This window comes from Lentzea nigeriaca, assembly GCF_016907955.1.
Taxonomy (GTDB): Bacteria; Actinomycetota; Actinomycetes; order Mycobacteriales; family Pseudonocardiaceae; genus Lentzea; species Lentzea nigeriaca.
The window spans coordinates 445,592-470,859 of sequence record NZ_JAFBCX010000005.1; the positions used below are offsets into that span (position 1 = coordinate 445,592).

28 protein-coding genes are annotated in these 25,268 nt (G+C 69.1%); 11 read left to right on the forward strand and 17 right to left on the reverse strand.

Annotation, left to right across the window (positions count from 1 at the left end):
• Positions 1–4 precede the first annotated feature (4 nt).
• Positions 5–562, reverse strand: a complete 558-nt coding sequence (locus JOD27_RS20240; protein WP_239567702.1) for a YdeI/OmpD-associated family protein — start codon at positions 560–562, stop codon at positions 5–7.
• Positions 563–795: 233 nt separating this feature from the next.
• Here JOD27_RS20240 and JOD27_RS20245 point away from each other — a divergent pair, with 233 nt between their 5' ends.
• Positions 796–1,275, forward strand: a complete 480-nt coding sequence (locus JOD27_RS20245; protein WP_204763775.1) for a GNAT family N-acetyltransferase — start codon at positions 796–798, stop codon at positions 1,273–1,275.
• On the opposite strand, the gene JOD27_RS20250 is transcribed toward JOD27_RS20245, so the two are convergent.
• The 3 genes from JOD27_RS20250 to JOD27_RS20260 form a co-directional block, all read right to left on the reverse strand.
• Complete coding sequence (locus JOD27_RS20250) at positions 1,262–2,341, reverse strand: PLL family lectin (RefSeq protein WP_204763776.1); 1,080 nt, start codon at positions 2,339–2,341, stop codon at positions 1,262–1,264. The genes JOD27_RS20245 and JOD27_RS20250 overlap by 14 nt on opposite strands.
• A 37-nt stretch (positions 2,342–2,378) precedes the next feature.
• Complete coding sequence (locus JOD27_RS20255) at positions 2,379–4,232, reverse strand: glycoside hydrolase family 9 protein (protein WP_204763777.1); 1,854 nt, start codon at positions 4,230–4,232, stop codon at positions 2,379–2,381.
• Between the two features lie 92 nt (positions 4,233–4,324).
• A complete protein-coding gene (locus JOD27_RS20260; RefSeq protein WP_204763778.1) occupies positions 4,325–5,374 on the reverse strand; it encodes a methionine synthase in 1,050 nt (349 codons plus the stop codon).
• A 449-nt stretch (positions 5,375–5,823) separates the two neighbouring features.
• Between JOD27_RS20260 and paaI the strand changes: the two genes are divergently transcribed.
• Entirely contained in the window at positions 5,824–6,216 is a 393-nt protein-coding gene (gene paaI, locus JOD27_RS20265) for a hydroxyphenylacetyl-CoA thioesterase PaaI (protein WP_204763779.1), read from the forward strand.
• Here paaI and JOD27_RS20270 read toward each other — a convergent pair.
• Both JOD27_RS20270 and JOD27_RS20275 read right to left on the reverse strand, forming a co-directional pair.
• Positions 6,149–6,544 (reverse strand): hypothetical protein, encoded by a 396-nt coding sequence (locus JOD27_RS20270; RefSeq protein WP_204763780.1) that lies wholly within the window; start codon positions 6,542–6,544, stop codon positions 6,149–6,151. The two genes, paaI and JOD27_RS20270, sit on opposite strands and share 68 nt — an antisense overlap.
• A 38-nt stretch (positions 6,545–6,582) precedes the next feature.
• Positions 6,583–7,725 carry a hypothetical protein gene (locus tag JOD27_RS20275; protein ID WP_204763781.1) on the reverse strand — a complete coding sequence of 381 codons (1,143 nt, stop codon included), beginning with the start codon at positions 7,723–7,725 and terminating at the stop codon, positions 6,583–6,585.
• Between the two features lie 36 nt (positions 7,726–7,761).
• Between JOD27_RS20275 and JOD27_RS20280 the strand changes: the two genes are divergently transcribed.
• The gene (locus JOD27_RS20280; protein WP_204763782.1) at positions 7,762–8,265 is read left to right on the forward strand and encodes a DUF6584 family protein; all 504 of its coding nucleotides are present in this window, start codon (positions 7,762–7,764) and stop codon (positions 8,263–8,265) included.
• On the forward strand, positions 8,262–9,113 hold the full coding sequence (locus tag JOD27_RS20285; protein WP_204763783.1) for a serine/threonine dehydratase: 852 nt from the start codon (positions 8,262–8,264) through the stop codon (positions 9,111–9,113). Before JOD27_RS20280 ends, JOD27_RS20285 begins: the two co-directional genes overlap by 4 nt.
• Before the next feature lie 69 nt (positions 9,114–9,182).
• On the opposite strand, the gene mnmA is transcribed toward JOD27_RS20285, so the two are convergent.
• The 7 genes from mnmA to JOD27_RS20320 all read right to left on the reverse strand — a co-directional run bounded on the left by mnmA (position 9,183) and on the right by JOD27_RS20320 (position 16,378).
• Positions 9,183–10,265, reverse strand: a complete 1,083-nt coding sequence (mnmA, locus tag JOD27_RS20290; protein ID WP_204763784.1) for a tRNA 2-thiouridine(34) synthase MnmA — start codon at positions 10,263–10,265, stop codon at positions 9,183–9,185.
• A complete protein-coding gene (locus tag JOD27_RS20295) occupies positions 10,262–11,431 on the reverse strand; it encodes a cysteine desulfurase family protein (protein WP_204763785.1) in 1,170 nt (389 codons plus the stop codon). Before JOD27_RS20295 ends, mnmA begins: the two co-directional genes overlap by 4 nt.
• Positions 11,431–12,774 (reverse strand): MFS transporter, encoded by a 1,344-nt coding sequence (locus tag JOD27_RS20300; protein WP_307830228.1) that lies wholly within the window; start codon positions 12,772–12,774, stop codon positions 11,431–11,433. The genes JOD27_RS20295 and JOD27_RS20300 overlap by 1 nt, the downstream gene beginning before the upstream one ends.
• Positions 12,731–13,603 (reverse strand): lysophospholipid acyltransferase family protein, encoded by an 873-nt coding sequence (locus JOD27_RS20305; RefSeq protein WP_204763786.1) that lies wholly within the window; start codon positions 13,601–13,603, stop codon positions 12,731–12,733. The genes JOD27_RS20300 and JOD27_RS20305 overlap by 44 nt, the downstream gene beginning before the upstream one ends.
• Positions 13,600–14,373 carry a GNAT family N-acetyltransferase gene (locus tag JOD27_RS20310; RefSeq protein WP_204763787.1) on the reverse strand — a complete coding sequence of 258 codons (774 nt, stop codon included), beginning with the start codon at positions 14,371–14,373 and terminating at the stop codon, positions 13,600–13,602. The genes JOD27_RS20305 and JOD27_RS20310 overlap by 4 nt, the downstream gene beginning before the upstream one ends.
• Positions 14,374–14,619: 246 nt before the next feature.
• The gene (locus tag JOD27_RS20315; RefSeq protein WP_204763788.1) at positions 14,620–15,573 is read right to left on the reverse strand and encodes an electron transfer flavoprotein subunit alpha/FixB family protein; all 954 of its coding nucleotides are present in this window, start codon (positions 15,571–15,573) and stop codon (positions 14,620–14,622) included.
• Between the two features lie 22 nt (positions 15,574–15,595).
• The gene (locus JOD27_RS20320; RefSeq protein ID WP_204763789.1) at positions 15,596–16,378 is read right to left on the reverse strand and encodes an electron transfer flavoprotein subunit beta/FixA family protein; all 783 of its coding nucleotides are present in this window, start codon (positions 16,376–16,378) and stop codon (positions 15,596–15,598) included.
• A 216-nt stretch (positions 16,379–16,594) separates the two neighbouring features.
• On the opposite strand from JOD27_RS20320, the gene JOD27_RS20325 reads away from it, so the two are divergent.
• Positions 16,595–17,437 carry a DegV family protein gene (locus JOD27_RS20325; RefSeq protein WP_204763790.1) on the forward strand — a complete coding sequence of 281 codons (843 nt, stop codon included), beginning with the start codon at positions 16,595–16,597 and terminating at the stop codon, positions 17,435–17,437.
• A 66-nt stretch (positions 17,438–17,503) separates the two neighbouring features.
• Complete coding sequence (locus JOD27_RS20330; RefSeq protein WP_189258415.1) at positions 17,504–17,653, forward strand: hypothetical protein; 150 nt, start codon at positions 17,504–17,506, stop codon at positions 17,651–17,653.
• Between the two features lie 255 nt (positions 17,654–17,908).
• On the opposite strand, the gene JOD27_RS20335 is transcribed toward JOD27_RS20330, so the two are convergent.
• From JOD27_RS20335 to JOD27_RS20350, 4 genes are all read right to left on the reverse strand, one after another.
• Complete coding sequence (locus tag JOD27_RS20335) at positions 17,909–18,715, reverse strand: isocitrate lyase/PEP mutase family protein (protein ID WP_204763791.1); 807 nt, start codon at positions 18,713–18,715, stop codon at positions 17,909–17,911.
• A gap of 75 nt (positions 18,716–18,790) precedes the next feature.
• Positions 18,791–19,333, reverse strand: coding sequence for a hypothetical protein (locus JOD27_RS20340; protein WP_204763792.1), 543 nt, complete (start codon positions 19,331–19,333; stop codon positions 18,791–18,793).
• Between the two features lie 14 nt (positions 19,334–19,347).
• Positions 19,348–19,653 (reverse strand): hypothetical protein, encoded by a 306-nt coding sequence (locus JOD27_RS20345; protein ID WP_204763793.1) that lies wholly within the window; start codon positions 19,651–19,653, stop codon positions 19,348–19,350.
• Entirely contained in the window at positions 19,650–20,324 is a 675-nt protein-coding gene (locus tag JOD27_RS20350; RefSeq protein ID WP_204763794.1) for a hypothetical protein, read from the reverse strand. The genes JOD27_RS20345 and JOD27_RS20350 overlap by 4 nt, the downstream gene beginning before the upstream one ends.
• Before the next feature lie 3 nt (positions 20,325–20,327).
• Between JOD27_RS20350 and JOD27_RS20355 the strand changes: the two genes are divergently transcribed.
• The 5 genes from JOD27_RS20355 to JOD27_RS20375 all read left to right on the forward strand — a co-directional run bounded on the left by JOD27_RS20355 (position 20,328) and on the right by JOD27_RS20375 (position 25,246).
• Positions 20,328–20,579, forward strand: a complete 252-nt coding sequence (locus JOD27_RS20355) for a hypothetical protein (RefSeq protein WP_204763795.1) — start codon at positions 20,328–20,330, stop codon at positions 20,577–20,579.
• Positions 20,580–20,914: 335 nt separating this feature from the next.
• Positions 20,915–21,757: a DegV family protein gene (locus tag JOD27_RS20360; RefSeq protein WP_204763796.1), complete on the forward strand. Its 843-nt coding sequence runs from the start codon at positions 20,915–20,917 to the stop codon at positions 21,755–21,757.
• Positions 21,758–21,778: 21 nt separating this feature from the next.
• Positions 21,779–22,534, forward strand: a complete 756-nt coding sequence (locus JOD27_RS20365) for a class I SAM-dependent methyltransferase (RefSeq protein ID WP_204764027.1) — start codon at positions 21,779–21,781, stop codon at positions 22,532–22,534.
• Positions 22,531–23,994, forward strand: a complete 1,464-nt coding sequence (locus tag JOD27_RS20370) for a 1,4-alpha-glucan branching protein domain-containing protein (RefSeq protein WP_204763797.1) — start codon at positions 22,531–22,533, stop codon at positions 23,992–23,994. The genes JOD27_RS20365 and JOD27_RS20370 overlap by 4 nt, the downstream gene beginning before the upstream one ends.
• 4 nt (positions 23,995–23,998) lie before the next feature.
• Positions 23,999–25,246: a glycosyltransferase family 4 protein gene (locus JOD27_RS20375; protein WP_204763798.1), complete on the forward strand. Its 1,248-nt coding sequence runs from the start codon at positions 23,999–24,001 to the stop codon at positions 25,244–25,246.
• The last annotated feature ends 22 nt before the right edge of the window (positions 25,247–25,268 follow it).

The following is a 25,268-nucleotide window of genomic DNA, read 5'->3' on the forward strand; positions in this document are numbered from 1 at the left end:
ATGTTCAAGCGTAGAGCTTGCGGCCGTCTGCCAGCATTTCGACGAACTGGGCGATGCGCCTGGCGCGCGTGTCCGCCCTCTTCGCGTCGTGGATGCGCAGCAGAATCGCGTACCGGTTCTGGCTGTTGAGCCCCTCGAACGCCTTGGCAGCAGCGGGGTTCGCCTTCAGTGCTTCCTTCAGGTCGTCGGGCACCTCGATCGTCGCCGGGCCCGCGTAGGCCGCCTCCCAGCGCCCGTCCGCCTTCGCCTTCTCGATCTCGGCGAGCCCGGCCGGCAACATCCGGCCGGCCGCGATCAGCTCCTCGACCTTGGCGCAGTTGCGTTTGGACCACCTGCTGCGCGGCTTCCGCGGCGTCCACCGCTGCGAGTAGTAGGTCTCGTCGATGGACCGCACGAGCCCATCGATCCACCCATGGCACAAGGCGATGTCCAGCGCCTCGTCGTAGGTGATCGTCTTCAGCCCCGACCCCTTCTTGGCGTACTTGATCCACAGCTCGGTCTCCGTCGAGCCGTTCTCGTGCAACCAGGCGTCGAACTGCGCGGGATCCTCGAAGAAGATCAACGCACCCTCCTCAGGCAGAGCGTCATCTCCTCATAGGGAACACCGAATTCGGCCTCCTCGGGGCAACTTTCTTCGGCAACGCCGACGACCTGCACGTTCACCCGCGGCGCCGCGCAGTCGAACTTGCACGGCGAGTACGCACACCATCACGGTCTGTCGGACGACCACGCAGCGGATTATGGCGGCGAAATCCGGGTGGCGCTCGGCGACCGGTTTGGCCACAGTTGCGCGTCATGCTGATCCGGCGGGAGACGCCCGCAGACATCGACGCCATCCGCACCGTCACCGACCTCGCGTTCGAGAACGGACCCGAAGCGTCGCTGGTCGACCAGCTGCGCGAGGACGAGGGCTGGATTCCCGAGTTGTCGCTGGTCGCCGACGGGGTGCTCGGGCACGTCATGTGCACGCGCGGGTACATCGGCGAGGTGCCGGCTGTGGGGCTCGGGCCGATCAGCGTCCATCCTGATCATCAGCGGGGCGGGATCGGGAAGGCGCTGATGCACGCCGTTCTCGGAGCGGCGGAGGCGCTCGGGGAGCCTGCCGTGATTCTGCTCGGCAGCCCCGACTACTACTCGCGGTTCGGGTTCCGGATGGCTGCGGAGTACGGGATCACGCCGCCGGTTGCCGAGTGGGAGCCTTACTTCCAGGCGCGTGTCTTTCGTGAGGTTGCCGGTGGGGCGTTCCGGTATGCGGAGCCGTTCAACCGGCTTTGAGCACGGTGCCGTCGGCTTTGCGGGCGTAGACCCTGCCGTCCGGCTGGGCGGACACGGTGTCGATGAAACGGTTGTCGCCCAACGGCTCCCAGCCTTTGCCGAGGCGGTGTACGCGTCCGCCGATCAGCGTGTGGAGGTCGATCGTCCCATCAGGACGGAGCACCGCTTCGGGTGAGGATTCCATGTTTTGGGCGACCTCGTGCCACGCACCGCTTTCGCTGACCAGGAGCATGCTGCCGGAACGGACGTACACGGCGACGAAACCATCCGGGCGCACGACCGCGGACGGCTTGCCCGCCGCGAATCCGGGCGGGCTCATCACAGAGCGGTCTGACGGTTTCGCCACGCTGCCGTCGGCCAGCACCGCGTACAGGTCGACCGTCCCATCCGGACGGAGAACGGCCTCGGGGTCCCCAGCCACACCAGAAGCCACCGGCCGCCACGCCCCGTCGGCCAACGCCATCACGACACCCCGAACGGTCCGCGCGAACACGAACCGGCCGGCCACCGACGGTCGTCCGACGAAGTCACGAGAGGTGCTCAGCCGCCACCGATCAGCCCAGACATCCCCGTCCTCCACCACGTACGTGACCCCGCCGACGACCTCCGGCCCACCCTGCCGGGCCTGCCGCAGCATCGACTCTGCCCGCGGCAACGCCCGGTCGTACCGTTCAGGGCAGCAAGACCGCTGCACCGCGTCCGCGAGCAGCCCCGGCGTGAGGTCCGGCCGATCCACCTCCGCCGCGTACTCGAAGAACCGGCGCGCGGCGTAGGCCACGTCCATGATCTGCGACGGCGTTCCCCAGCCCATCGACGGCCGCTGCTGGAACACGCCGAGCGAGTCCCCGTCCCCGCAGTCCAGGTTGTTCATGTGCGACTCGACCCAGCCCGCCTCGAACCCGGCGAGCAGCACCTTGTCGCCGACGTCCAACGACAGGCCGGTCTCCAACACCGTGCGGATCACCTCGGCGTCGTGCGAGGAGGGCACGCGGCAGGAGGCGGTCAGCGGCAGGGCGCGCGCCGTACCGGCCGTCAGCAGCAAAAACGCCAGCGCGAGCCTGAGCACAGTCCGAATTGGACACCCAGGCCCGCGCCGGCGCCACTCAGCCGTTCGCGATCAGCGAGAAGCCGAGCACGCCCGTCGCCGTGAAGTCGATGGCGGGCTCGGAGCTCGGCCAGGACCGCAGGTCGTCCGCGAACACGGACTTCGCGGAGTCGAACTCCTTCGTGTAGGGCTTGGTGCAGTCGACGGAACCGGGCGGCATCTCGCCGAGGTCGCTGAACAACGTGGCGTCGTTCGGGCCGTTGATCACGGCGCCGACCAGGACCTTCGAGCCACCGTTGGACGAGCCGGAGAGGTTCGCCGCCTGGTGGTGCGGGCACTCGGGGAACTTCGAGCCGACGCCGACGATCAGCGTTGTGCCCCAGGCGTTCGTGCCGAGGGCGAAGCCACGCTGCTGAGTGCCGAACGTCTGGTACTCCTTCGAGCCGGTCAGCTTTTGATACAGCGCGGCGGTGGTGATGAAGCCGAACGTGCGCGAGCCGACGTCCCAGGTCTCGACGTCGGCGGCGGTGCGGAACGGTGAGGTCTGCGCCGCGTCGGTGCCCTTCTGCAGCTGGCGCCGGATGTCGCCGACGATCTGCGCCTCGGTCACCTCGGCGCCGGGCACGCCCTTCTTCAGCAGCGGAGCCAGGTCGGCGTGGCCGAGCGCGGAGATGTTGTAGACGTTCAGCGTGTCGGGGTCCTGCGTCGCCAGGAACTCCTTGGCCCAGTGGGCAGCGGCCTGGGCAAACTGGGTGTAGCGGTGGTCGTTCAACGCCTTCGCGGCCAGCGCGAGCTGGGTCGCGCCGAACTCCATGTCGTCGATCCACGACGATTCGGGGTAGTAGGCGTGCGGGAACGCCGTCACGAGCTCGCCGACGTCCGACGTCTTGGCCAGCGCGAAGAGCGAAGCGGCCTTGTTCAGGTACTCGCACGCGAGGCGCGGGTTGCGACGAGCCTCGATCTGCGCGGCCAGGGCGAACGAACCGGCGACGCGACCGACCAGGTTCGGGCTGATCTTCTCGCCGGGCTTGTTGGCGCGGAACACCGGCCGGTGCTTGATGTAGTACTCGCTGTCGCCCGGCTTCACGGTGAGCTTGTCGTCGGCTTCCGGCAGCCGCCACACGTCGTGGTCGCCGACGAAGCCGAACTCCTCGGAGCCCGTGCCGATGCCGACCTGGGCGTAGAGCGTGCCGGTCTTCTCGTCCCACGCCTTGTCGAGCCACTTCAGGCCGAACTTGGCCTCCTCGTAGAGCGCGTCGTTGTGCTTGTTGCGCAACGCCAGCAGCATCGACGCGGTCGAGTAGGACGAGGCGTGGGTGAACTTCACGAAGTCACCCGCGTCGAACCAGCCGCCTTCGAGGTCGACCTTCACCCCGGTGGGCTTCAACGGCGCCGCGATCTGGTCGCCACCATCGCCCTTGAACACCGGCTCCTCGTAGACCATCGCGTCGCGGTCGGTGAGGTGCGCGGGCTTGCGGTTCAACCGCCCGGGGACGATGTCGGCACCGTCGCGCTGGGCCTGGAAGAACTCGACGGTGCTGTTGGCGACCGGCTGGAACAGCCGGTTCAGGGTGTCGACCTTGAGCGCCGCCGAGGTCGTCGAACCGACCTTGATCCGGTACGTCCCGGCGGCCTTGAGCGCGGAGAAGTCGATGGGGTGCACCGCGGGGAACTTGTCGCTCCACGAGCCCGTGGACGCACCCGTCCTTCCGGCCAGCACGGTCCTGCCGCGGCCGTCGACCACCGTGAACCTGGTGTTCGCGGCGCCACCGAGCACGTACGCGTGCTTCGCCTCGGTGATCCCGAAGCCGATCTGGTCCAGCCGGACGTACCTGGCGGGGGCCGCCTGAGCAGGCGCCACGACCACACCTGTGAGCACTGCGGCGACGAGAGCCGCACGTCTGATGCGCATGTTCGGAACTCCCGTGTCCAGGCCGCGGCGGTGGCCCTCAGTTAAGAAAGTTTCCTAATAGTTCGCAGCAGACTAGCCGCCCAAACCGGACATCACCAGCCCTCAGGCGGCTCCACAAAGGCCGAGGAGAGATCACGGGTGAGCGACAGCGCGCGCTTCACCCAGCTCGACGTCGCACCCGCCAGGCCGCACGTCGGGGTGGGCAACGCCTTCTCGGCGAGAATCGACCGCGGGAAGCCCAGCCGGTCGACCAGGGTGAAGGCCCTCTGCCCGACGTCCTTCAACGTGACCGGCGTGCCGGGATCGACGCTCGGCACCAGGCCCAGCGCCAGCGTCGTGCCCGCCTCCCACGTCTCACCGATCTCGTCGAGGGCCTCTGCACCTTTGACCAGGGTCGTGTCGAACGCGATCGCCGTCGCACCGGCCTCCCTGAGCAGCGTCAACGGCGGCTGGGCCGCACAACAGTGCAGCAGGACCTCGTGATCCTTCAGCGCGTCGATCACGGTGGCGAGCACAGCGCGCGCGTCCGGTTCGGGCACCGCGGGCACCGTGCCGAGCTTCGACGGCGTCGGCAGCAGGCCTTGCAGCACGGCGGGCAGACCCGGTTCGTCGAGCTGCACCACCACCTTGGCCCTGGTGCGCTTGGCGACCTCGGCCGCGTGCTGCCTCAACCCCTCCGCGAGCGACTCGGAGAACTCCTTCACCGCACCGCGGTCCGTCAGCACCCGATGGCCGCGCATCAGCTCGATGTTCGACATCAACGTCCACGGCCCGGTGGCCTGCACCTTGACCGTCTCGGGCTGCGCACCCGCACGTTCCAGCGCCTCGTCGAACGCGTCCAGGTCGCCGCGCAGCAGATCGACGGCGCGCCGGTGGTCACGGCCAGGCCGCGCGGTGACGCGGTAGCCGGACGTGATGACCTCGATCGCGAGGTCGACGAGCAGGCCGGCGGTGCGGCCGATCATGTCCGCGCCGACGCCCCGCGCCGGCAGCTCGGGCACGTGCGGCAGCTCGGGTAGCTCGCCGACGACGATCCGCGCCGCCTCGTCGATGTCGGTTCCGGGCAGCGATCCGATTCCAGTGGCTCCACGCACCCACCGAATTGTTCCACTGTCCGCTGGACAGAAGAGGTCTAGACCCATTGACGCTATGGTCTAGGCCACTTAACGTGATTGAGCAGGTGCTCCGCGCAAGCACCTCCCAGTACGTGGTGCAGGAACGCGACGCGCCCCGCGTTCCTGCACCACTCCCTTCCACCCTGCCGGAACCACCCGATGGCCCGCTTCGCCCTCGTCGCCATCGCCCCGCCTCCGCCGCGGGACTCCACCTGAAACTCCGGCTGGAAGAAGCGGCTGACAGCACACCCAGGGCCCACCGGGCGAAGGCCGGCGCGGAGGATTCCGCACCGGCCTTCGCCGTCGTCCAGGCCTCTAGCAGCTGCTGCAGCACCCGCAGCCAGGCCCGGTGCAACCGCCGCAGCAAGAACATCCACCCACGATGACCACCTCCGGTTTTGAGCGATCAAGCGTTCGGACAGTAAGGCGCGGTCAACGCGGCGTGACACCACCTTCAGAGTGATTACAGTGCACGGATGAATGGTCCTGCCGAGATGCTCGCCGCCGACAAGGCGTCCACCGCGCTGGGCATCAAGCCGGTCGAGCTGCGCGACGGCTACGCGTTACTGCGCATGTCGGTCACCGAGAACATGATCAACGGTCACGGCATCGCGCACGGCGGGTACGTCTTCCTGCTGGCGGACACGGCGTTCGCCTGCGCCTGCAACAGGGCCGGGTCCGTCACCGTCGCCGCCACGGCCGAGATCGACTTCATCCGGCCCGTCCGGGAGGGCGACGAGCTCGTGGCGGAGGCGGTGGAACGGACCCGGTTCGGCCGCAGCGGGATCTACGACATCACGGTCAGGCGAGGGATCGAGATCGTGGCGGAGTTTCGCGGCCGGTCGCGGACGCTGCGCGAAGACCGATGAACTGCAGGACCGCGAACCCGATCACGGCGAGGCCCTGAGCGAGGACCAGAGCGGTGCCCACTCCGGTGAGCGGGAACCACTTCAGCTCGGCCGTGAGAATGCTGTCCGCACCCCACACCAGGTTTCCGATGATGATCAGCAGAACGATTCGGCGGTCCGGATTGGCGCGCGTGCCCAGGGTGAACACGCCCACGCCGTAGAACACGCAGAAAAGGCCGAGCCCGAGCTGCCAGCCCACCGGCATGCCGACTTCCGGGCGGATCAGCACGGTCAGCAGACCGAGAGCGAACGAAGCGACACCGTCGAGTTTCAAGGCGAATTTCAACATGGCCTGACGATCGCCCCGGCAACGCTGCCAGAGCCACGTCAAGCGCTGCCAACTCCTGCCATCAGGTCCGCCGCGACCAGGCGCGCGGCGGCGTTCTGCCAGTTGTGGAGGGTGCGCTCGGGCACCTGTGTCACAAACCACTGCAGCGCGCGGCGATCCTCGGCGTCGAGGTCCTCACGCTTGGTCCGCACCGAATACGGGCGGATTCCCTTGACGTAGTAGAAGTACAGGGCGTTGTAGTAACGCCATTCGTCGCTCGTGCCGAAATCGCCGTCGGCCGGTTTGAGCCGTTGAATGCTCGTGAGCAGGAGGCTTTTCAACTGCGCCGCCCGATCGAGCGGCGGCGCCTCCTCGGTGAGGGCGATCAACGGGCTCGCGACGAGCTTTCCGAGATCTCCGTAGTGGCTCAGCGCCTTGCGGGTGAGTCGCGCGAACTCGGCCGGGTCGTCGGTGACCAACGGCAGGCGCTTGGGCAACGACTCGGCGGCCTCGCGGAGCTCGGCGCGTTCGGCGGCCACAGCGGGCACGGCGAGCCGGTCGACCGCGGCCGCGAGCGGGTTCGCGAGCACCTGGACGGCGATCGCCGCCGCCACCGTCGTGTACACGAGCAGCTGCGGACCGCCGAACAGCACGACCTGCGACCCGAACAGCACTGCCGTGAACCCGGCGATCACCAGCGACCGGACCATGTCCGCGCGGATCGCCTCGCCCTCCTCGACCGCGTCGGTGACCGCGACCAGGATTCCGAACACCACCACGTCGAAGCCGAGCGACGGCAACGTGATCGCGTCGGGCAGCAGCCCCAGCAGGAACGCGCCGGCCGACAGGCCGAACATCACTCCGACGAGTGAAAAGTAAGTGCGTTTCCCTATGGCCAGGGCAGTCGCCACGGCAAGCGGCAGCAGCACGATCCACGGCAGCCAGAGCGACACGGCCAGGAACGGCACCACCGCGAAGATCCACCACCGGATCAGCGCCGGACGGCTCAACAGCAGGATTGCACCCGTCCAGGCCAGTGCCGGTAGGCCGACCAGCACGGGATGTGGCACGACGATCACCGCCGCATAGCTGATCAGCCCTGCACCCGCCCACCACAACAGCGGCTTGCGGGGATCGCGGGCGAGCAGGTACAGCCCCAGCCACCAGGCGAGACCGGAGACCAGCAGCGATAGGCCGAACACGGGTCAAAGCTAGCCCCACCTGCAAAACTAATCTTCATGCCGGTAGAGCTGACGCTCCACAAAGCGGCCGAGGAGTTGCACCGAGGCGACCTCGCCAGCGTGCTTCGCGCACGTCAGCGGGTCGCCGGACTCGTCGGCACCTACCCGCACCGGCTCGATCTGCGCGAACGCCTCGCCGAGGTCTACCGCATCCTCGGCGAGCCGGCCCAGGCCGGTCGCTGGACCTACCTCTCCGAGGTGCGCGATCCGGACGAAACCCTGGCGTTCGAACGCGCCTACCGTCGCGCCGCGGCCCGGCTGGTCGCGCTGTCGTGGCAGGGCCGCGTCGACGAGGCACCGACCGAGACCGCCCGCACCCGGCTGGCGTCGCTGTACCTGGAAGCACGGCTCGAGCTGCAGCACCAGCTGGACGCCACTCCGGACGAGGAAACCTCGTGGGGCGCCTGCCTGGTCGTGATGGTCGGCGGCACGTTCATCCTCTTGTGTTTCCTGCTCGGCATGGTGACTCTCGCGCAGTTCCTGTGGAAGCTGGTCACATGAGAACGCTGTCGCAGTACGTCCGCCGCACCCCGGTCATGCGCGTGTCCGTCGACGGGCGACCGCTCGTGTTCAAACTGGAGCACCTCCAGCTCACCGGCTCGTTCAAGATCCGTGGCGCGGTCAACAAGCTGCTGTCGCTGAAGGCCTCCGAGGTCGTGACCGCGTCCGGCGGCAACCACGGCATCGCCGTCGCCCAGGCCGCCCAGCTTCTCGGCGCACACGCCACGGTCTTCGTCCCGACGACTGCCCCCGAGACCAAGACCAGGCGCATCGAAGCGCTGGGCGCCAAGCTGATCCGGCACGGCAACACCTACGCCGAGGCCGCAGCGGCCGCCCGCGACTTCGGCCCGGCCTACATCGAGGCGTACAACGACCCCGAGGTGATCGAGGGCCAGTCGACCGTCACGCGGGAGATCGTCGAGGACGTGCCCGAAGTGGACACCATCGCCGTCGCGGTCGGTGGCGGCGGGCTGATCGCGGGTGCGGCGCTGGCTGCCGGTGGGCGGCGCATCATCGCGGTCGAACCGGAGAACTGCTGCGCGATGCACAACGCGCTGGCCGCCGGCGAGCCGGTCGATTCGGCCGTGAACTCCATCGCCGCGGACGCGCTCGGTGCCACCCGCGCGGGCTCGCTGTCGCTGGAAATCCTGGAACGGCACGGGGTTTCGTCGGTGCTGGTGTCCGATGAGGAGATTCTCGCGGCGCGCGACCGGCTGTGGGCCGAGTTCCGCCTCGCGGTGGAACCGGCGGGCGCTGCGGCGTTCGCGGCGTTCCTCAAGGGCGACGTGCCGGGCGCACTGCCGTGCGTGATCCTGTGCGGCGCGAACAGCGAATGGATTCCGCGCTGAAGATCCCCGCAGAACGGCACGCATCCATCCTCGGCGGGTCCGTCGAGTGTCCTTTGTGGAGGCCTGCGACTAGCGGGTGGCGTCGATCGTGGCGCTCGCCAGAACCAGGTCGCCGGCTGCGTCGGGACGGTAGATCGCCACGGCCTGTCCCGGCGCCACTCCCTTGAGCGGCTCCCGCAACTGAACCTGCAGCACACCGTCCACCAGCTCGGCGACCGCCGGAGCCGTGCCGCCGTGCGCACGCACCTGCGCCACGCACTCGACCGGTCCGTCCAGCTCCACGTGCACGACGGGGGTCGAGGCCGAGATCCCGGTGACCGCGAGCTTCTCGGCCGAGCCGACGCGGACGTTGCCGGACACCGGCTCCAGCGCCAGCACGTACCGAGGCCTTCCGTCGGGTGCCGGAGCGTCGATCCCGAGCCCCTTGCGCTGCCCCACGGTGAACTCGTGCACGCCCGCGTGGCGGCCGAGCACCGCGCCGGTCTCGTCGTCGATCAGCAGGCCGGGCTTGGTCTCCATCCGCCCGGCGAGGAACTTCTGCGTGTCGCCGTCCGGGATGAAGCAGATGTCGTGGCTGTCCGGCTTCTTGGCGACGGACAGGCCACGGGACGCGGCCTCGATCCGGACGTCGTCCTTCGTCGTGTCGCCCAGCGGGAACATGGCATGGGCGAGCTGGTCCGCCGTCAGCGACGCGAGCACGTAGGACTGGTCCTTGCCGAGGTCGGCCGACCGGCGCAGCTCCGGCCGGCCGTCGACCAGTTCGAGGCGCGCGTAGTGGCCCGTGCAGACGGCGTCGAAGCCGAGCGCGATCGCCTTGTCCAGCAACGCCTCGAACTTGATCCGCTCGTTGCAGCGCAGGCACGGGTTCGGCGTGCGGCCCGCCGCGTACTCCGCGACGAAGTCCTCCACGACCTCCTCGGTGAAGCGCTCGGCGAAGTCCCAGACGTAGAACGGGATGCCCATCAGGTCGGCCGCACGGCGGGCGTCGTGGGCGTCCTCGATCGTGCAGCAGCCGCGGGCGCCCGTGCGCAGCGTGCCGGGCTTGGCCGACAACGCGAGATGCACGCCCGTCACGTCGTGTCCCGCTTCGACGGCGCGTGCCGCCGCCACCGCGGAGTCGACACCACCGCTCATCGCCGCGAGGACCTTCACTGCTTGACCACCTTCCGGTTCCGCCTCATGCCTGCCAGACCTGCCGTGCGCGCGCGTTCGACCACCGGGCCGATCACCGCCGCGAGTTTGTCAACGTCGGCGCGGGTCGACGTATGCCCCAGCGAGAACCGGAGGGAGCCGCGCGCCAAAGCCGGTTCCACGCCCATCGCCAGCAGCACGTGTGAAGGCTGTGCGACGCCGGCCGTGCACGCGGAGCCCGTCGAGCACTCGACACCGCGGGCGTCGAGGAGCATCAGCAGGCTGTCGCCCTCGCAGCCGGGGAACGTCAGGTGCGCGTTGCCGGGCAGGCGGTCGACCGGGTCGCCGTTGACGATCACGTCCGGCACCACCGCGCGCACCGACGCGATCAGTTCCTCGCGCAGCGCCACGAGTTCACGTGCGCGCTGCTCCTGCTCGTCGACCGCGATCCGCACGGCCCGCGCGAGGCCGACGATCGACGGCACGTCCAGCGTGCCGGACCGCACGTCCCGCTCCTGGCCTCCGCCGTGCAGCAACGGCGCGCACTTCACGTCGCGCGCCAGCAGCAGCACGCCCACGCCGTACGGGCCGCCGACCTTGTGGCCGGTCATGGTCAACGCGGACGCCCCGGACGCGGCGAAGTCGACCGGCACCGAGCCCACGGCCTGCACCGCGTCCGTGTGGAACGGCACACCGCGTTCGGCGCACACACGAGCGATGTCGTGCACCGGGTTGATGGTGCCGACCTCGTTGTTCGCCCACATCGTCGTGACGAGAGCCACGTCGTCGTCGAGCGCCTCGGCGACCGCCTCCGCCGACACCCGCCCGAACCGGTCGGTCGGCAGCCAGGTGACCTCGGCTCCCTGCCGCTCCAGCCACTCGACGGCGTCGAGCACCGCGTGGTGCTCCACTGCGGAAGCCAGCACGCGGGGCCGCTCACGCGCCCAGTAGATGCCCTTGACCGCGAGGTTGTCGCTCTCCGTGCCGCCACCGGTGAAGAGCACCTCGGACGGCCGGGCGCCGAGGGCGTCGGCGATGGCCTCGCGGGCCTCCTCGATCGCACGCCGCGCCCGCCTGCCTGAGGTGTGCAGCGACGAGGCGTTGCCCGTGGTGGACAACGCCTCGGTCATCGCCGCGACCGCCTCGGGGTGCATCGGGGTCGTGGCAGCGTGGTCGAGATAAGCCATCAGGCCTCAAGGGTAGCCCGCATGCGGGGCCCGGTCAGAATCGCTCCCACCACCGCCAACACCGCCATCGACAGGTTCAGCACGACGACGCCCGCGGTCGGAGCGGTGGCCACCACCAGCACACCCCCGATGCCGATCATGGTCGCCGAGCCGAGCATGTCCGAGATCTGCAGTGCCGCCGAGTTGAACCCGCGGTCCTCCTCGGGTGACGCGGCCATCATCAGCACGCCGACGCTGGACGTCGCGAGGCCCATGCCCGCTCCCGCGAAGCCCCACAGCACCAGCGTCAGCCAGGCAGGACCCCACGAGGGTGCGATGAGCGTCACGGCCGCCATGCCGGTCGCGGTGAACAGGAAGCCGACCCGCACCAGCGTGTAGCGCTCGATCTCCGGGTGCCGCGAAGCCCACATCGACGCACTGGCCCAGCCGAGCGCGCTCAACGTGAGTGGAAGGCCCGCTTCCAGCGGTGAGTAGCCGTGCACGACGGTCAGCGTCAGCGGGATGAAGCTCTCGACCGCGAAGAACGTGCCGGCCAGCAGACCGCGCGCGAGGATCGTGACGGGCAGGCCGCGCCGGGCCAGCAACGTGCCCTTGGGCAGGAGGATGCGCAGCGCGGGCGCCAGCAGCACCACCGCCACCGCGAGCAGCCACCACGTGCGGTGTTGCAGCGCCCAGCTCAGGCTCGCCACCCCGACGCCCACCGCCACGGCGGCCAGCGGCAGGTACTTGCGCTGCGGCGGAACGGCGTCGTGCGGAGGCAGGCCCCTGAGCACGGGCACGAGCAGCACGATGCCGATCAGCACCAGCGGGATGATCCCGAGGAACACCAGCCGCCAGGTCAGGTGCTCGGTCGCCCAGCCCGCGACCGCCGGTCCCACCAGCGACGGCACCACCCACGCCGCGGACAGCGCACCGAACACCGCGGGCCGGTCGCTCTCGGGGTAGGCGATCGCGATCAGCACGTAGATCGCGACGATCAGGAAGCCCACGCCGAAGCCCTGCAGCACGCGGCCGACGAGCAGCACGCTCATGATCTCGGCCACGCCCGCAACGATCAGTCCGGCGAGGAAGAGGACGACACCGATCAGCACCGAGAGCTTCGGTCCCCGCCGGTCGGACAGCCGTCCGGAGAAGACGGTCGCGATGACGCTCGCCGCGAGGTTCGCGAGGAACGGCCACGCGTAGAGCGCCTCACCCTTCAGCTCGCGGACCATCGTGGGCATCGCGGTGCCGACACCCATCACCTCGAAGGCGACGAGGGTGACCAGCAGGAGGATGCCCGTCGTGGGCCAGCGGCGTTCAGGCGACCAGAGGCGAGATCGGGCGGACGCGGTGAGAGTCACCCGTTGATGGTGCTATCTCCAGTTCGGTCGAGGTCAAGCGGTTTGACTGCTCCTCGGCGAGTTTGGCCAGCTCCCTGCGGTTCTCCGCGCGGCCGGGAGCGATCTCGTCGAGCACGTGCACCTCGACGACCAGGCCTTTCACCCTCAGCACACGCCGGATGGAGTCGATGAGCGTGTCACTGCCCACGAACGCGGGCTGCGTGGTCAGGTGGCCGCCGATCCGGTAGCGCAACACGATCGGCCGCACCGGCACACCGGCGTCGAGCGCGGCCTGGAACAACGCGGGCTTGTACCGCCCGGACGCGAGCCCGCACCACGTCGTGCCCTCGGCGTGGATGCCGACAGCGCTGCCGCCGCGCAGGCTGGCCGTCAGCTCACCGACCGTCCTCGGCAACTCGCGGAGCTTCTCGCGGTCCAGGTAGACGGTGCCCGCCGCCGTGATGATCCGGCCCAGGACCGGCCAGCCCTTGATGTCCTTCTTGGCCACGATCCTGATCGGCTGCACCGCGTCGATCGCGAGCTCGTCCAGCCACGACACGTGGTTGCTCGCGACGAGCACGCCGCGTTGGGGAACGGCCTGGAACTTCCTGGGGCCGTGGACCTCGAGCCGCACGCCGAACGCCCTCAGCACGGCGTGGAACCACAGCCGGATCGCGTTCTCCCGCTGCTTGCCGGGCAGGACGAGTGCGACCGCGATCCACACGCCACACAGGATCGCCATGACCGCGGTGAACGCGCGCCAGGCCTGTCTGACCGGGCCGACGTTGTCCGGTGTGCCGCTGACGCACCCGTCACCACACGGCGACGTGGGCATCCAGGCGTGACTCATGCCGTCTCCCCCAGGAAGAACTTGAGATAGCGCTGATCCACGTGGTCCATGCCGAGCAGGATGAAGAGGTCCGCGACCCCGAAGTCCGCGTCGAGCGCGGGCCGCCCGCACACCCACGCCCCGAGGCGCAGGTAGCCCTTCAGCAGCGGCGGCAGCACCGTCTTGCCTGGCCGCGTGACCGAGTCGACGTCCCACGGGTTGTGCGGCGTGACGCGGTACTGCTCGGGCGCGAAGTTCTTGGCGTGCACGGTGTCCCACACGCCGGCAGCGGAACTCCCGCCGTCCTGCAAGGGGATGGACGCACAGCCGACGAGCCACTTGTGCCCGCTCAGCAACATGTACCGCGCGATGCCCGCCCACACGAGGCTGACGACGGCACCGTTGCGGTGGTCGGGGTGCACGCAGGAGCGCCCGGTCTCGACGGTGGTGTGCCGGATGTCCTTCAGGTTGCTCAGGTCGAACTCGCCGTCGCTGTAGAGCCGCCCGGCGTCCTTCGCGCGCTCCGGCGGCAGCATGCGGTAACCGCCGACGATCTCGCCGGTGCGGTCGTCGCGGACCACGAGGTGATCGCAGTGCTCGTCGAACTCGTCGACGTCGTGGCCGGGCACGCTGGTGTGCAGCGTCGCCCCCATCTCACCGGCGAACACCTCGTAGCGCAGTCTCTGCGCGGCCACGACCTCGGCGCTGTCGCGGGCGACGAGGAGGGAGTAGCGGGGAGCGTCCTTGTCCTGCTGGACGGGGGTGCTGACAAGCAGTTCCGGCTGCGTCATGCGAACCAGGGTGAAGCCGGGTTGGCTAATCGCAGCAGGTCAGAACGATGACGCCTCAGTGGCAGTCGGGTTAACCGACGGTGGTCTGCGCGCCGGTCGTCACGTACACCAGCCCTTGCCGGTGACACCGGGCAGCACCCACCGCCGGTACTCGTCGACCACGCCGAGGTTGATCAGCGACCCCCTCGGCAAATGGCGAACGGCCGCCCCACCGAGGCGGGACGGCCGTTCATTGAGCGGGAGTGCTCAGCCCTTGCGCTTCCTGACCTCTTCCGTCAGCTGCGGCGCGACGTTGAACAGGTCGCCCACCACACCGAAGTCGGCGATCTCGAAGATCGGTGCCTCGGGGTCCTTGTTGACCGCGACGATCGTCTTCGAGGTCTGCATGCCCGCGCGGTGCTGGATCGCACCGGAGATGCCCAGCGCCACGTACAGCTGCGGCGAGACCGTCTTACCGGTCTGGCCGACCTGGAACTGGTGCGGGTAGTAGCCGGAGTCGACCGCGGCGCGCGAGGCACCGACGGCGGCGCCGAGCGAGTCGGCGAGCTCCTCGACGACGGAGAACTTCTCGGCCGAGCCGACGCCGCGGCCACCGGAGACGACGACCGAGGCCTCGGTGAGCTCCGGGCGGTCGCCGCCGACGACGGCCTCGCGGGAGGTCACGCGGGCGGCCTTGGCGGCGTCCACGGAGATGGAGACGGACTCGTCGAGCACGGCGTCCGCCGCGGACTCCTCGGCCTCGACGCCGCCGGGGCGGACGGTGATGACCGGGGTGCCCTTGCTGACCTTCGCCTTGACGACGAACGCGCCACCGAAGATGGACTGCACGCCGGTGCCGTCGGCCTCGACGTCCACGACGTCGACGAGCCAGCCGGAGTCGATGCGCACGGCGAGACGGCCAGCGACCTCCTTGCCCTCGACGGTCGCGGAGACGAGCACCGCGGACGCGTTCGGGGCGAGCGCGGCCAGCGCCTCGACCTTCGGGGTCGTGAGGAAGTTGACGGCGTCGTCGGACTCGACGGCGTAGACCTTCGCGGCGCCGTAGCGGCCGAGCGACTCGCGGATCTTCGCAGCGGTGCCGGGCGCGCCCACGACCACGGCGGCCGGGGTGCCGAGGCGGCGCGCGGCCGTCAGCAGCTCGTAGCTGACCTTCTTGACCTCGCCGTCGACGTGGTCGACCAGGACCAGGACTTCAGACATTTCTCTTCCCTCCCAATCCTTCTCAGATGAGCTTCTGGCCGACGAGGAACTCGGCGATCTTCGCGCCGCCGTCGCCACCGTCCTCGACGCGCTGACCAGCGCTGCGCGGCGGCTTCGGGGCCGCCTCCAGCACCTGGGTGTACGCGCCGGACAGGCCGACCTCGGACGCGTCGATGCCCAGGTCCGCCACGGTGACCGTGGAGACCGGCTTCTTCTTCGCGGCCATGATGCCCTTGAAGGACGGGTAACGCGGCTCGTTGATCTTCTCGGTCACGGAGACCACGGCCGGGAGCGACGCCTCGAGGAACGCGACGCCCTCGTCGGTCTCGCGCTCGCCCTTGATCGTCGTGCCCTCGACGGTGACCTTGCGCAGCTGGGTGACCTGCGGCAGGCCGAGCAGCTCGGCGAGGATGGCCGGGACAGCGCCCGCGCGGCCGTCGGTCGCCTCGTTGCCCGCGATGACCAGGTCGACGTTCTCGACCGTGCCGATCGCCTTCGCGAGGACCTTCGCCGTGGCCAGCACGTCCGAGCCGTGCAGCGCCTCGTCGCTCACGTGGATCGCCTTGTCCGCACCCATGGACAGCGCCTTGCGGATGGCGTCGGTGGCGCGGTCGGGACCCATCGCGATCACGGTGACCTCACCGCCGTGGGCCTCCTGCAGCTGCAGGGCCTCTTCGACGGCGCGCTCGTTGATCTCGTCGAGCACGGCATCCGCGGATTCGCGGTCAAGGGTGTGGTCGGCGTCGGTGAGCTTGCGCTCGGACCAGGTGTCAGGCACCTGCTTGACCAGGACAACAATGTTCATAGGTCCTCTTCGACCTCCTGCGGACGGGCGGCGACGCTTACGCAGAGGACTTTAGGACTGCGCCGCCGGGTGTTCACGACCCTGCCATCACCCGGATGTTACCCGCCAGTAGCACCCGTGCAAACGGAAGCAAGCACCCCGCTAGCGTGACGGTTCTCACCCGCATGCGCCACCAGGGTGAGACGTAACCCATTCGGAGGAGCTACGCTGCCCTCCGTGTACAGGCGAGTGGCAATAGTGACCGACTCGACGGCCTGTCTCCCGAAGCAGCTGACTGACCAACTCGGCATCGAGGTGGTCCAGATCCAGGTGCGGATCGGCGACCACACCGACGACGAGTCCCGCATTCCGGTCCCGGACCTGGTTTCGGCCATGCGTTCCAACGTGCCCGTGGCGACGATTCCGCCCGACCCCGGCGCGTTCTTCTGGACGTACAACGAGCTGGCCGCACAGGGTGTCCGATCGATCGTGTCGGTGCACGTGTCGAGCCGTCAGTCCGCGACCGTCGAGGCGGCGCGCACCGCGGCCGCCCAGGTGCCCGTGCCCGTGCACGTGGTCGACACGCACACCTGCGGGATGAGCATCGGCTACGCCGTCCAGGCCGCGGCGAAGATCGCCGAAGCGGGCGGCAGCGTCGAGAGAGTGCTCGAGACCGCGCAGCGCCGGTTCGACAGATCCACCGAGCTGATCTACGTGGACACGCTCGAGTATCTGCGCCGCGGCGGCCGCATCGGTGCCGCTGCCGCCCTGGTCGGCGGTGTGCTGTCGATGAAGCCGCTGCTGACCATGGCCGACGGCCAGATCACCCCGCTCGACCGGGTGATGGGCGCCGACCGCGCGCTCAACCGGATGCTGGACATCGCGATCAAGCGAGCGGGCACCGAGACCGTGGACGTGGCCGTCGAGCACTTCGACGCCGAGGAGAAGGCGAGCAGGCTCCTGCGCAAGCTCCGGCGCGGCGTGCCCAACGTCCGCCAGTTCATGTTGACGCAGGTCAGCTCGGCGATCGGCGCCCACGTAGGCCCCGGCGCGCTGGGCATCACCGTTTCGCCGGTCTGACGACCGGGAACTCCGGGTGCTGTTCCGTCCGTTGAAATGGACGTAACGGACACCCGGAGGGACCGAATGGCCTCGTTCATGGACAAGATCACCAGGTTCCTGCGCAGCCCGCAGGGTCAACGGCTCCAGGCCAAGGCACGGCAGGTCGCCAACGACCCCCGCAAGCGCGCGCAGGCAGAACAACTGCTGCGCAAGTTCCGCGGCAAGAAGCACTAATAGCGTGTCGCAGCTATCCCTTGGGATGTGGCCGGCAGGCAGCCGCGCTTCGATCATGAAGATCGCGCTCTCATGGCTGCCAACTGCACGGTTGGCAGCAGTTGAGGTGATCAGCGAACGTTTGCGTCAGCATTTCTCTACCGTCATCTCGGCAGCGACGTGCGTGAGAGCGCGACCATCCGGGCTTTCGGTGACGAGCACCAGACCGCCCACCCGCCGGACCGACTCAACGGAGCACAACCAAGCCGCGACGCTCTAGCCCCTGAAGAGCGCGTTGAGCTCGCCGTACTCGATGCCACCTTCGACACTGCTGTAGGTGCCCTGGGTCAGCAACTCCACCGCTGCCCGCTTCGTCAGTGCGTAGGCCGCCTCGGCGACGGCCGAGCCGAGGCTCATCCGCGCGACGCCCGCCTTCGCCAGCTCGTCGACGGCGGGCGCGCCGGGGCCCACCAGGATGTTGAGCGGAGCCGCGATCCCCTTCGCCAGCTCCGTGACGATCTCCAGGTCGGTCACGCCCGGCACGAAGATGCCGCTCGCACCCGCGTCGAGGAACTTCGCGGCCCGCTCCAGCGTGTGCTCGAGCCTGGTTTCCGGCTCGCCGATACCGCGCAGGTACGTGTCGATGCGCGCGTTGATGTACAGCTCCGGCGCCGCCTCACGCGCCGCGGCGAGGCGCTCGACCTGCTCCGCGATCTCCCGCAGAGCCCCGTTGATGCTGTCCTCGATGTTCACGCCGGACGCCCCGGCCTCGCTGACCGCGCGCACCGTCTCCGCCACCTCGCCCGCGGTGCGCCCGAACCCGGACTCGATGTCCGCGGTCACCGGGATCTCGACGACCTTCACGATCCGCGCGACGAGGTCGATCACACGGTCGCGCTCGACCTTGTTGCCGTCGGGTGCGCCGAGCGTCCACGCCACACCGGCGCTCGTGGTGGCGACGGCCTTCGCGCCCGCCGCCTCGACGACGAGGGCGGAGGCGACGTCCCAGGCGTTGGGGAGGGCGAGCGGGCCTGGCTGGTGGAGGGCGTGGAAGAGCTGGGTGCGGTCGGTGCTGGAAGTCATGATCCGAGTGATATCAGCAGGCACCGACAGAAATCGCGCGAGTTTCGGACGTGAACCGACCAGTTCCGGACAGGGCTAGTTGCTGCCCGCCTTGCGGCGCACCTCTTCGAACGTTCTCAGGTAGCGCTGGCGGAAGTCGTCGCGCTCCATCCACGTCGTGTTTTCCACCGGCTGGGGTGGGGCGGGTGGCGGCAACGTGGGTTCCACGACCGCTTCCGGAACGGTCTCGGGCTCCGGTTCTGGCTCCGGCTCGTCGGCGGCCTCGGAATCGACGGCCTCAGCGACGGGCTCTGGCTCGTCCTCCGACGCGGGTTCCGACTCGGCTTCGGCGACGGGCTCGGGATCCGCCACCGGCTTGGCCAGCACGGCCAGCGCCGGTTCCAGCCGCGGCAACCCCACCACCGGGTTGCGGTGGATCGGCCGCGAGTCGTAGTCGTCCTCGATCGGCTCGACGACCGCGGGCTTCTCGACCCACACGCGTTCGGCGGGCGCGTCCGACGGAGACGTCGAGGGCGCGTGGGCGTCCTCACGGCGGCGCACCAGCACGTACATCATGGCTGCCCCCAACGTGAAGGACAGCACGCACAACCCGAAGATGATCCCGACGGCCCCTGCCATGCGAAGGCTCCTACCTATACGACGAGAACGTCGACCTGGGGTCCACCGTCCGACGGCGGGCCCCAGACGGGGTCCACGATCACCCGAGTGGTGATGACGTGCTGCTGCGCGACGGCCGCGGACACCACCACCGGTGCGGGCGGCGCCATCCGCACCGGCTCGATGAAGTCGTTGACCGGCACCGGGCCGGGGAGGAAGGCGGGGGCGGCCGACGACGACAGCGCCGTCTCCAGTTCCTCGCCGTAGACGGAGAAACCGAACGCCGTCACCGACGCGGGGACCATCAGGGCTCCCACGACCAGCGGCATCCAGGGTTTCACGATGCGGCGACCTGTTCGGGGATGTGCACCGGCGCGATGCGATCCGCGGCCACGGACAGGGCCGCGCGGGCCGCGGCGAGTTGGGCGTGGACGGTGCGCTTCAGCTCGTGCAGTTCGTCGGTCCGTTCGGCGACCTCGGCGAGACGGCGGTTCGCCTCGCGGCAGGCCACCTTCACCACGAACTCCGCCCGCGCCCTGGCGAGCGCCTCCTGCTCCTGCAGGTGCTGCGCGGCCTCGTTGCGGCGGCGGGTCATGGTCAGCTCGAAGAACTGCTGGGCCTTCTCGCGCTTGCGTTCGGCGTCGGCCTCCAGGGAGTTGCACTGCAGAGCGGTCTCGCGCAGCAGCCGGTCGGCGTCGGACTGGGCCAGCTCCATCGCGGCGGCGCACTCACGCTCCACCTCGTCGACGCGCTGGCGGTGCTGGGTCTCGAGGTCGGAGCAGCGGCGCTCCATCTCCAGCTCGCGCCGTTCCATCGCGGCGGCACGGGCCGCGCAGTCCTGGCGAGCCGCGTAGAGCTCGGCCTCGGCCTCCGAACGCATGGCGGCCGAGTCGCGTTCGGCGTCGGCGCGCAACGCGGCGACCTCGACCCTGGTCTGCGCGCGGAGGTCGGCGCACTCGCGTTCGGCCTGCAGGTGCATCTCCGCGGCCTCGTCCTCGGCGAGGCGGAGCATGCGGTGCATCCGTTCGGTGGCGCCCGCGTGCGTGCCGGAGTTGGATTCCAGGCGTTCGATGCGAGCGCGCGCCTCCTCGAGATCCTGGCGCGTCATTTCCAGCAGCTTGCGCAAATCAGTGGCCTGCGCCAGAGCCTCTGCGCGGTCGAGGCTCGTGAAGCGCAGCTGCTCCTCGAGATTCTCGATGTGTTCGATGACCTGACGGCGATGAAAACCTCGGTAGACAACGTCGAAAGCGGCGTGCAGCGGAACTAGTTCCTGCTCTTTTGCACCCATGGTCACCTACTCACTCAACCAGGCCGAAGATTGTGCGAGCTTACCCACCTGCGGTACCGCCAACCAGCGTCGACAGTGGACACGAGGCGTGCGCGTAACGCGTGGATAACGGGAGCTTCCTGCGCAAACAAGACACCCGTAGATCAACTCCAAACAACGAGTAGTCACCCGATTGTGTCAAGTGGGACGCCTTTCCGAGAGGATCACTCCGCGCGTTCGCCGTGTACGGAATGCAACCAGTCAGGCGTAGATCACACGAATTGCCTTCGATCGTCAGTGGCTACTGCGATCACGCTTCGTTAACCTTCTCGTTCGTGTCCTCACGAGTAGCCGTCGTCACCGACTCGACCGCGTCACTTCCGGCCCGTCTGGCCGATCGGTTCAACATCATCACCGTGCCGATGCAACTGAAGATCGGGTCCGAGCTGATCGACGAGGCCTACGTGCCGACAGACAGGCTGCTGCAGGCGATGGACGCCCAGATCCCGATCACCACCCAGCCGCCGGCCCCGGACGCGTTCTTCTGGGCCTACCAGGACGCGTGGGCCAAGGGCGCGGAGACGATCGTGTCGGTGCACGTGACCCCGAAGCTCTCGCCCGCGACGGACGCGGCGAAGGCGGCCGCCGCCAAGTCGCGCGTGCCGGTGTTCATCGTGGACTCGCACTCGTCGGGCATGACGCTCGGCTTCGCGGCGCTCGCGGCCGCGCGGATCGTGCAGACCGGCGGCAACGTCCAGCACGCGCGCACCGTCGCGGAGGAGCGCGGCCGCAACGCCAGCGTGCTGATCTACGTCAACACGCTGCACTACCTGCGCCAGGCGGGCCGGGTGAGCGCCGCGGCGAAGCTCTTCGGCGACGCGCTCTCGGTCAAGCCGCTGCTCACCGTCGTGAACGGCGAGGTGGAGCCGTTCGACAAGGTCGTGGGCAGGGAACGCGCGCTCGGCAAGCTCGTCGACAAGGCCGTGGCGCTCGCCTATGGACGGAAGGTGGACATCGCGGTCGAGCACTTCGCGGCCGAAAAGGAGGGACACGAGCTGCTGCAGATGCTGCAGCAGCGGATTCCGCACGCGCGAGACGTCGTTCTGACGCAGGTCAGTGCGGCGATCGGCGCAAATGTGGGTCCGGGAGCCCTCGCCGTTACCGTCTCGCCGTTCTGATCATCACTACTGGCAAGTAACCTGACGAGCGTGACCCTCCCCCTGACCGGCGAACGCACGGTGCCCGGCATCGCCGAGGAGAATTACTGGTTCCGCCGCCACGAGGCCGCGTACCTGCACCTCATCGGACACTGCGCGGACGCGGTCGTGCTGGAGGCCGGCTGCGGCGAGGGCTACGGCGCCCAGCTGATCCGCACGGTCGCGCGGCGGGTGATCGCGCTCGACTACGACGAGCTGACGTCCCAGCACGTCGCCCGCTCGTACCCGCAGCTGAACGTGCTGCGCGGGAACCTCGCGACGCTGCCGTTGCGCGACGGGAGCGTCGACGTCGTGGCGAACCTGCAGGTGATCGAGCACCTGTGGGACCAGGAGGGTTTCCTCGCGGAATGCCGGCGGGTGCTGCGCCCAGGCGGGACGCTGATCGTGACGACGCCGAACCGGCTGACCTTCTCGCCCGGCCAGGACACCCCGCTGAACCCGTTCCACACCAGGGAGCTCGCACCGTCCGAACTGGACGAGATGTTGCGGGAGGCTGGTTTCCGCGTTGACGAACTGACAGGGCTGCGTCACGGAAAGAGGCTTGACTCTCTCCTGGATGGACAGATCATCAATGCACAGGTCGAGGTCGCCCTGTCCGGTGCGCCGTGGCCGGCCGAGCTCAAGGAGGCTGTCGAGTCGGTGACCGTGGAGGACTTCGACATCACCGCTGAGGACATGGACACGTGCCTCGATCTCGTGGCCGTTGCCAAGAATGACCCAGCGACGGTGCGCGCGTGAGCCCGAGGCCAACCGAAGGAACGTTCTGCCTGGTCCTGCACAGCCATCTGCCGTGGCTCGCGCATCACGGCACGTGGCCGGTCGGCGAGGAGTGGCTCTACCAGGCGTGGGCGCACTCGTACCTGCCCGTCGTGGACATGTTGCGGCGGTTCGCCGACGAGGGCCGCACCGACGTGCTGACGCTCGGTGTCACGCCGATCCTGGCCGCGCAGCTCGACGACCCGTACTGCTTACGTGCCGCGCACGACTGGCTCGGCAACTGGCACCTGCGCTCGCACTACGCGGGGGAACGGCTGCGGGAGCTGTCCGCGTACGAGCACCGGGCGTCGTCGTGGGCGCTGGACCAGTTCGAATCGCATTGGCGGCACGGTTTCTCACCGATCCTTCGGTCCCTTGTGGACTCTTCCACGATCGAGCTGCTCGGCGGGCCGGCGACACATCCCTTTCAGCCGTTGCTGGATCCTCGCGTGCGGGCGTTCGCGTTGCGGACCGGTTTGGACGACACCGCGCTGCGGATCGGGCGTGCCCCGGAAGGGATCTGGGCACCGGAGTGCGGTTACTCGCCCGGTATGGAGGCTGGGTACGCGGCGGCGGGCGTGCGGCGGTTCATGGTGGACGGCCCCGCGCTGCACGGCGACACGTCGTCGGCGCATCCCGTCGGATCGTCGGACGTGCTGGCGTTCGGGCGTGATCTCGAGGTCTCGTACCGCGTCTGGTCGCCGAAGGTCGGCTATCCGGGTGATCCCGCGTACCGGGATTTTCACACCTACGACCACCCGACGGGCCTGAAGCCGTCACGGGTGACCGGCAAGCACGTGGCACCGGAGGACAAGCGGCCGTACGACCCTTTGCTTGCGCGGGAAGCGATTGGCCGGCACGTCGAGGACTTCGTGGACACCGTCGTGCGGCGGCTGCGGGCGATCGACGGCGGTCTGGTCGTGGCGGCGTACGACACCGAGCTCTACGGACACTGGTGGCACGAGGGTCCGTTGTGGCTGGAGGCCGTGCTGCGCGCGCTGCCGGAAGCGGGCGTGCGCGTGACGACCTTGCGCGGAGCCGTTGAGGCCGGGCATGTTGGTGCACCTGTCGAGCTGCCCGCCTCGTCGTGGGGCAGCGGCAAGGACTGGCGGGTGTGGGACGGCGCGCAGGTGTCGGACATCGTGTCGTTGAACTCGTCGGTGCAACAGGAACTGCTGGGGCTGGATTTCTCGTCCGACGTCAGGGATCCGGTGCTGGACCAGGCGGTGCGCGAGGCGTTGCTGGCGTTGTCGAGCGACTGGGCCTTCATGGTCACCAAGGACTCGGCTGCCGACTACGCCCGCTACCGCGCGAAGATTCACAGCGATCGTTTCAGCGAGCTCGCGGCGTTGACGCGAAGCGGTCGTGGACGTGCGAGGGCGGCGGAACTCCGTGCGGCGGACGGCCCGTTCGGGCATCTGGACGCGCGAGGAATGAGGTAACGGGATGCGCGTGCTGATGTTGTCGTGGGAGTACCCGCCGGTGGTCGTCGGCGGACTGGGCAGGCACGTCCACGCGCTCGCGACACAGCTGGCCGCGCAGGGGCACGACGTCGTCGTGCTGTGTCGCCAACCGTCCGGCACAGACGCCGTCACGCACCCGACCGTCGACGTGGTGAGCGAGGGCGTGCGGCTGATCCGCGTGGCCGAGGACCCCGCGCACCTCGTGTTCGAGAAGGACCTCGTGGCGTGGACCCTCGCGATGGGTCACGCGATGACCCGCGCCGGTCTCGCGCTGGGTACGTGGCGTCCGGACGTGGTGCACGCGCACGATTGGCTCGTCACGCATCCGGCCATCGCGCTGGCCGAGGCCTTCGGTGTGCCGTTGGTGGCCACGATCCACGCGACCGAGGCCGGTCGGCACTCCGGGTGGCTCTCGCACCCGTTGAACCAGCAGGTGCACTCGGTGGAGTGGTGGCTGGCGAACCGGGCCGACTCCCTGATCACCTGCTCCTCTGCCATGCGGCGCGAGGTGGCGCATCTGTTCGATGTGGACACTGAGCTGGTTTCGGTGCTGCACAACGGCATCGAGCCCGGCGGCTGGAAGGTGCGGGCCAAGGACGTCGGCGAGGCACGGCGGACCTACTCGCCGCACGGCGACCCGTTGCTGCTGTTCTTCGGGCGCATCGAGTGGGAGAAGGGCATCCAGGACCTGATCGCGGCGCTCCCCCGGATCCGGCGGCACCACCGCGGCACTCGGGTCGTGGTGGCCGGTGGCGGTTCGCAGACCGAGTGGCTGCAGGAGCAGGCGCGCAAGCACCGCGTGCTGCGCGCGGTGGAGTTCGTCGGACATCTCTCCGACAGGTCTTTGGCGGCGTTGCTCACAGCGGCCAACGCCGTGGTGCTGCCGTCGCGCTACGAGCCGTTCGGCATCGTGGCCCTGGAGGCCGCGGCGGCCGGAGCGCCTCTGGTGGCGTCGACCGCGGGTGGGCTCGGCGAGGTCGTCCTGGACGGCGTGACGGGTCTGTCGTTCGCCCCTGGTGACGTGGACGGACTCGCGCGTGCCGTGCGTTCCGTGCTGTCTGATCCGACGGCCGCCGCTGCTCGTGCGCGCGCTGCGAAAGAACGTCTGGCCACGGACTTCAACTGGGCCACCATCGCCGCGGACACGGCTTCCGTGTATTCGGCCGCAGTGGTGCGCGAGCCGCGCGTGCTGGGCCGCCCCAAGATCGCTACGGGCAACCTGTTCACTTGATCTTGGTACAGTCGCCGGTCCC

Coding starts and splice junctions, on each gene's coding strand:
- JOD27_RS20245 (WP_204763775.1), top strand. CDS start 796: ATGCTGATCCGGCGGGAGACGCCCGCAGACATCGACGCCATCCGCACC.
- JOD27_RS20255 (WP_204763777.1), bottom strand. CDS start 4,232: ATGCGCATCAGACGTGCGGCTCTCGTCGCCGCAGTGCTCACAGGTGTG.
- JOD27_RS20260 (WP_204763778.1), bottom strand. CDS start 5,374: ATGGGTCTAGACCTCTTCTGTCCAGCGGACAGTGGAACAATTCGGTGG.
- paaI (WP_204763779.1), top strand. CDS start 5,824: ATGAATGGTCCTGCCGAGATGCTCGCCGCCGACAAGGCGTCCACCGCG.
- JOD27_RS20270 (WP_204763780.1), bottom strand. CDS start 6,544: ATGTTGAAATTCGCCTTGAAACTCGACGGTGTCGCTTCGTTCGCTCTC.
- JOD27_RS20280 (WP_204763782.1), top strand. CDS start 7,762: ATGCCGGTAGAGCTGACGCTCCACAAAGCGGCCGAGGAGTTGCACCGA.
- JOD27_RS20285 (WP_204763783.1), top strand. CDS start 8,262: ATGAGAACGCTGTCGCAGTACGTCCGCCGCACCCCGGTCATGCGCGTG.
- JOD27_RS20295 (WP_204763785.1), bottom strand. CDS start 11,431: ATGGCTTATCTCGACCACGCTGCCACGACCCCGATGCACCCCGAGGCG.
- JOD27_RS20305 (WP_204763786.1), bottom strand. CDS start 13,603: ATGAGTCACGCCTGGATGCCCACGTCGCCGTGTGGTGACGGGTGCGTC.
- JOD27_RS20310 (WP_204763787.1), bottom strand. CDS start 14,373: ATGACGCAGCCGGAACTGCTTGTCAGCACCCCCGTCCAGCAGGACAAG.
- JOD27_RS20315 (WP_204763788.1), bottom strand. CDS start 15,573: ATGTCTGAAGTCCTGGTCCTGGTCGACCACGTCGACGGCGAGGTCAAG.
- JOD27_RS20320 (WP_204763789.1), bottom strand. CDS start 16,378: ATGAACATTGTTGTCCTGGTCAAGCAGGTGCCTGACACCTGGTCCGAG.
- JOD27_RS20330 (WP_189258415.1), top strand. CDS start 17,504: ATGGCCTCGTTCATGGACAAGATCACCAGGTTCCTGCGCAGCCCGCAG.
- JOD27_RS20335 (WP_204763791.1), bottom strand. CDS start 18,715: ATGACTTCCAGCACCGACCGCACCCAGCTCTTCCACGCCCTCCACCAG.
- JOD27_RS20340 (WP_204763792.1), bottom strand. CDS start 19,333: ATGGCAGGGGCCGTCGGGATCATCTTCGGGTTGTGCGTGCTGTCCTTC.
- JOD27_RS20350 (WP_204763794.1), bottom strand. CDS start 20,324: ATGCTCCGCCTCGCCGAGGACGAGGCCGCGGAGATGCACCTGCAGGCC.
- JOD27_RS20375 (WP_204763798.1), top strand. CDS start 23,999: ATGCGCGTGCTGATGTTGTCGTGGGAGTACCCGCCGGTGGTCGTCGGC.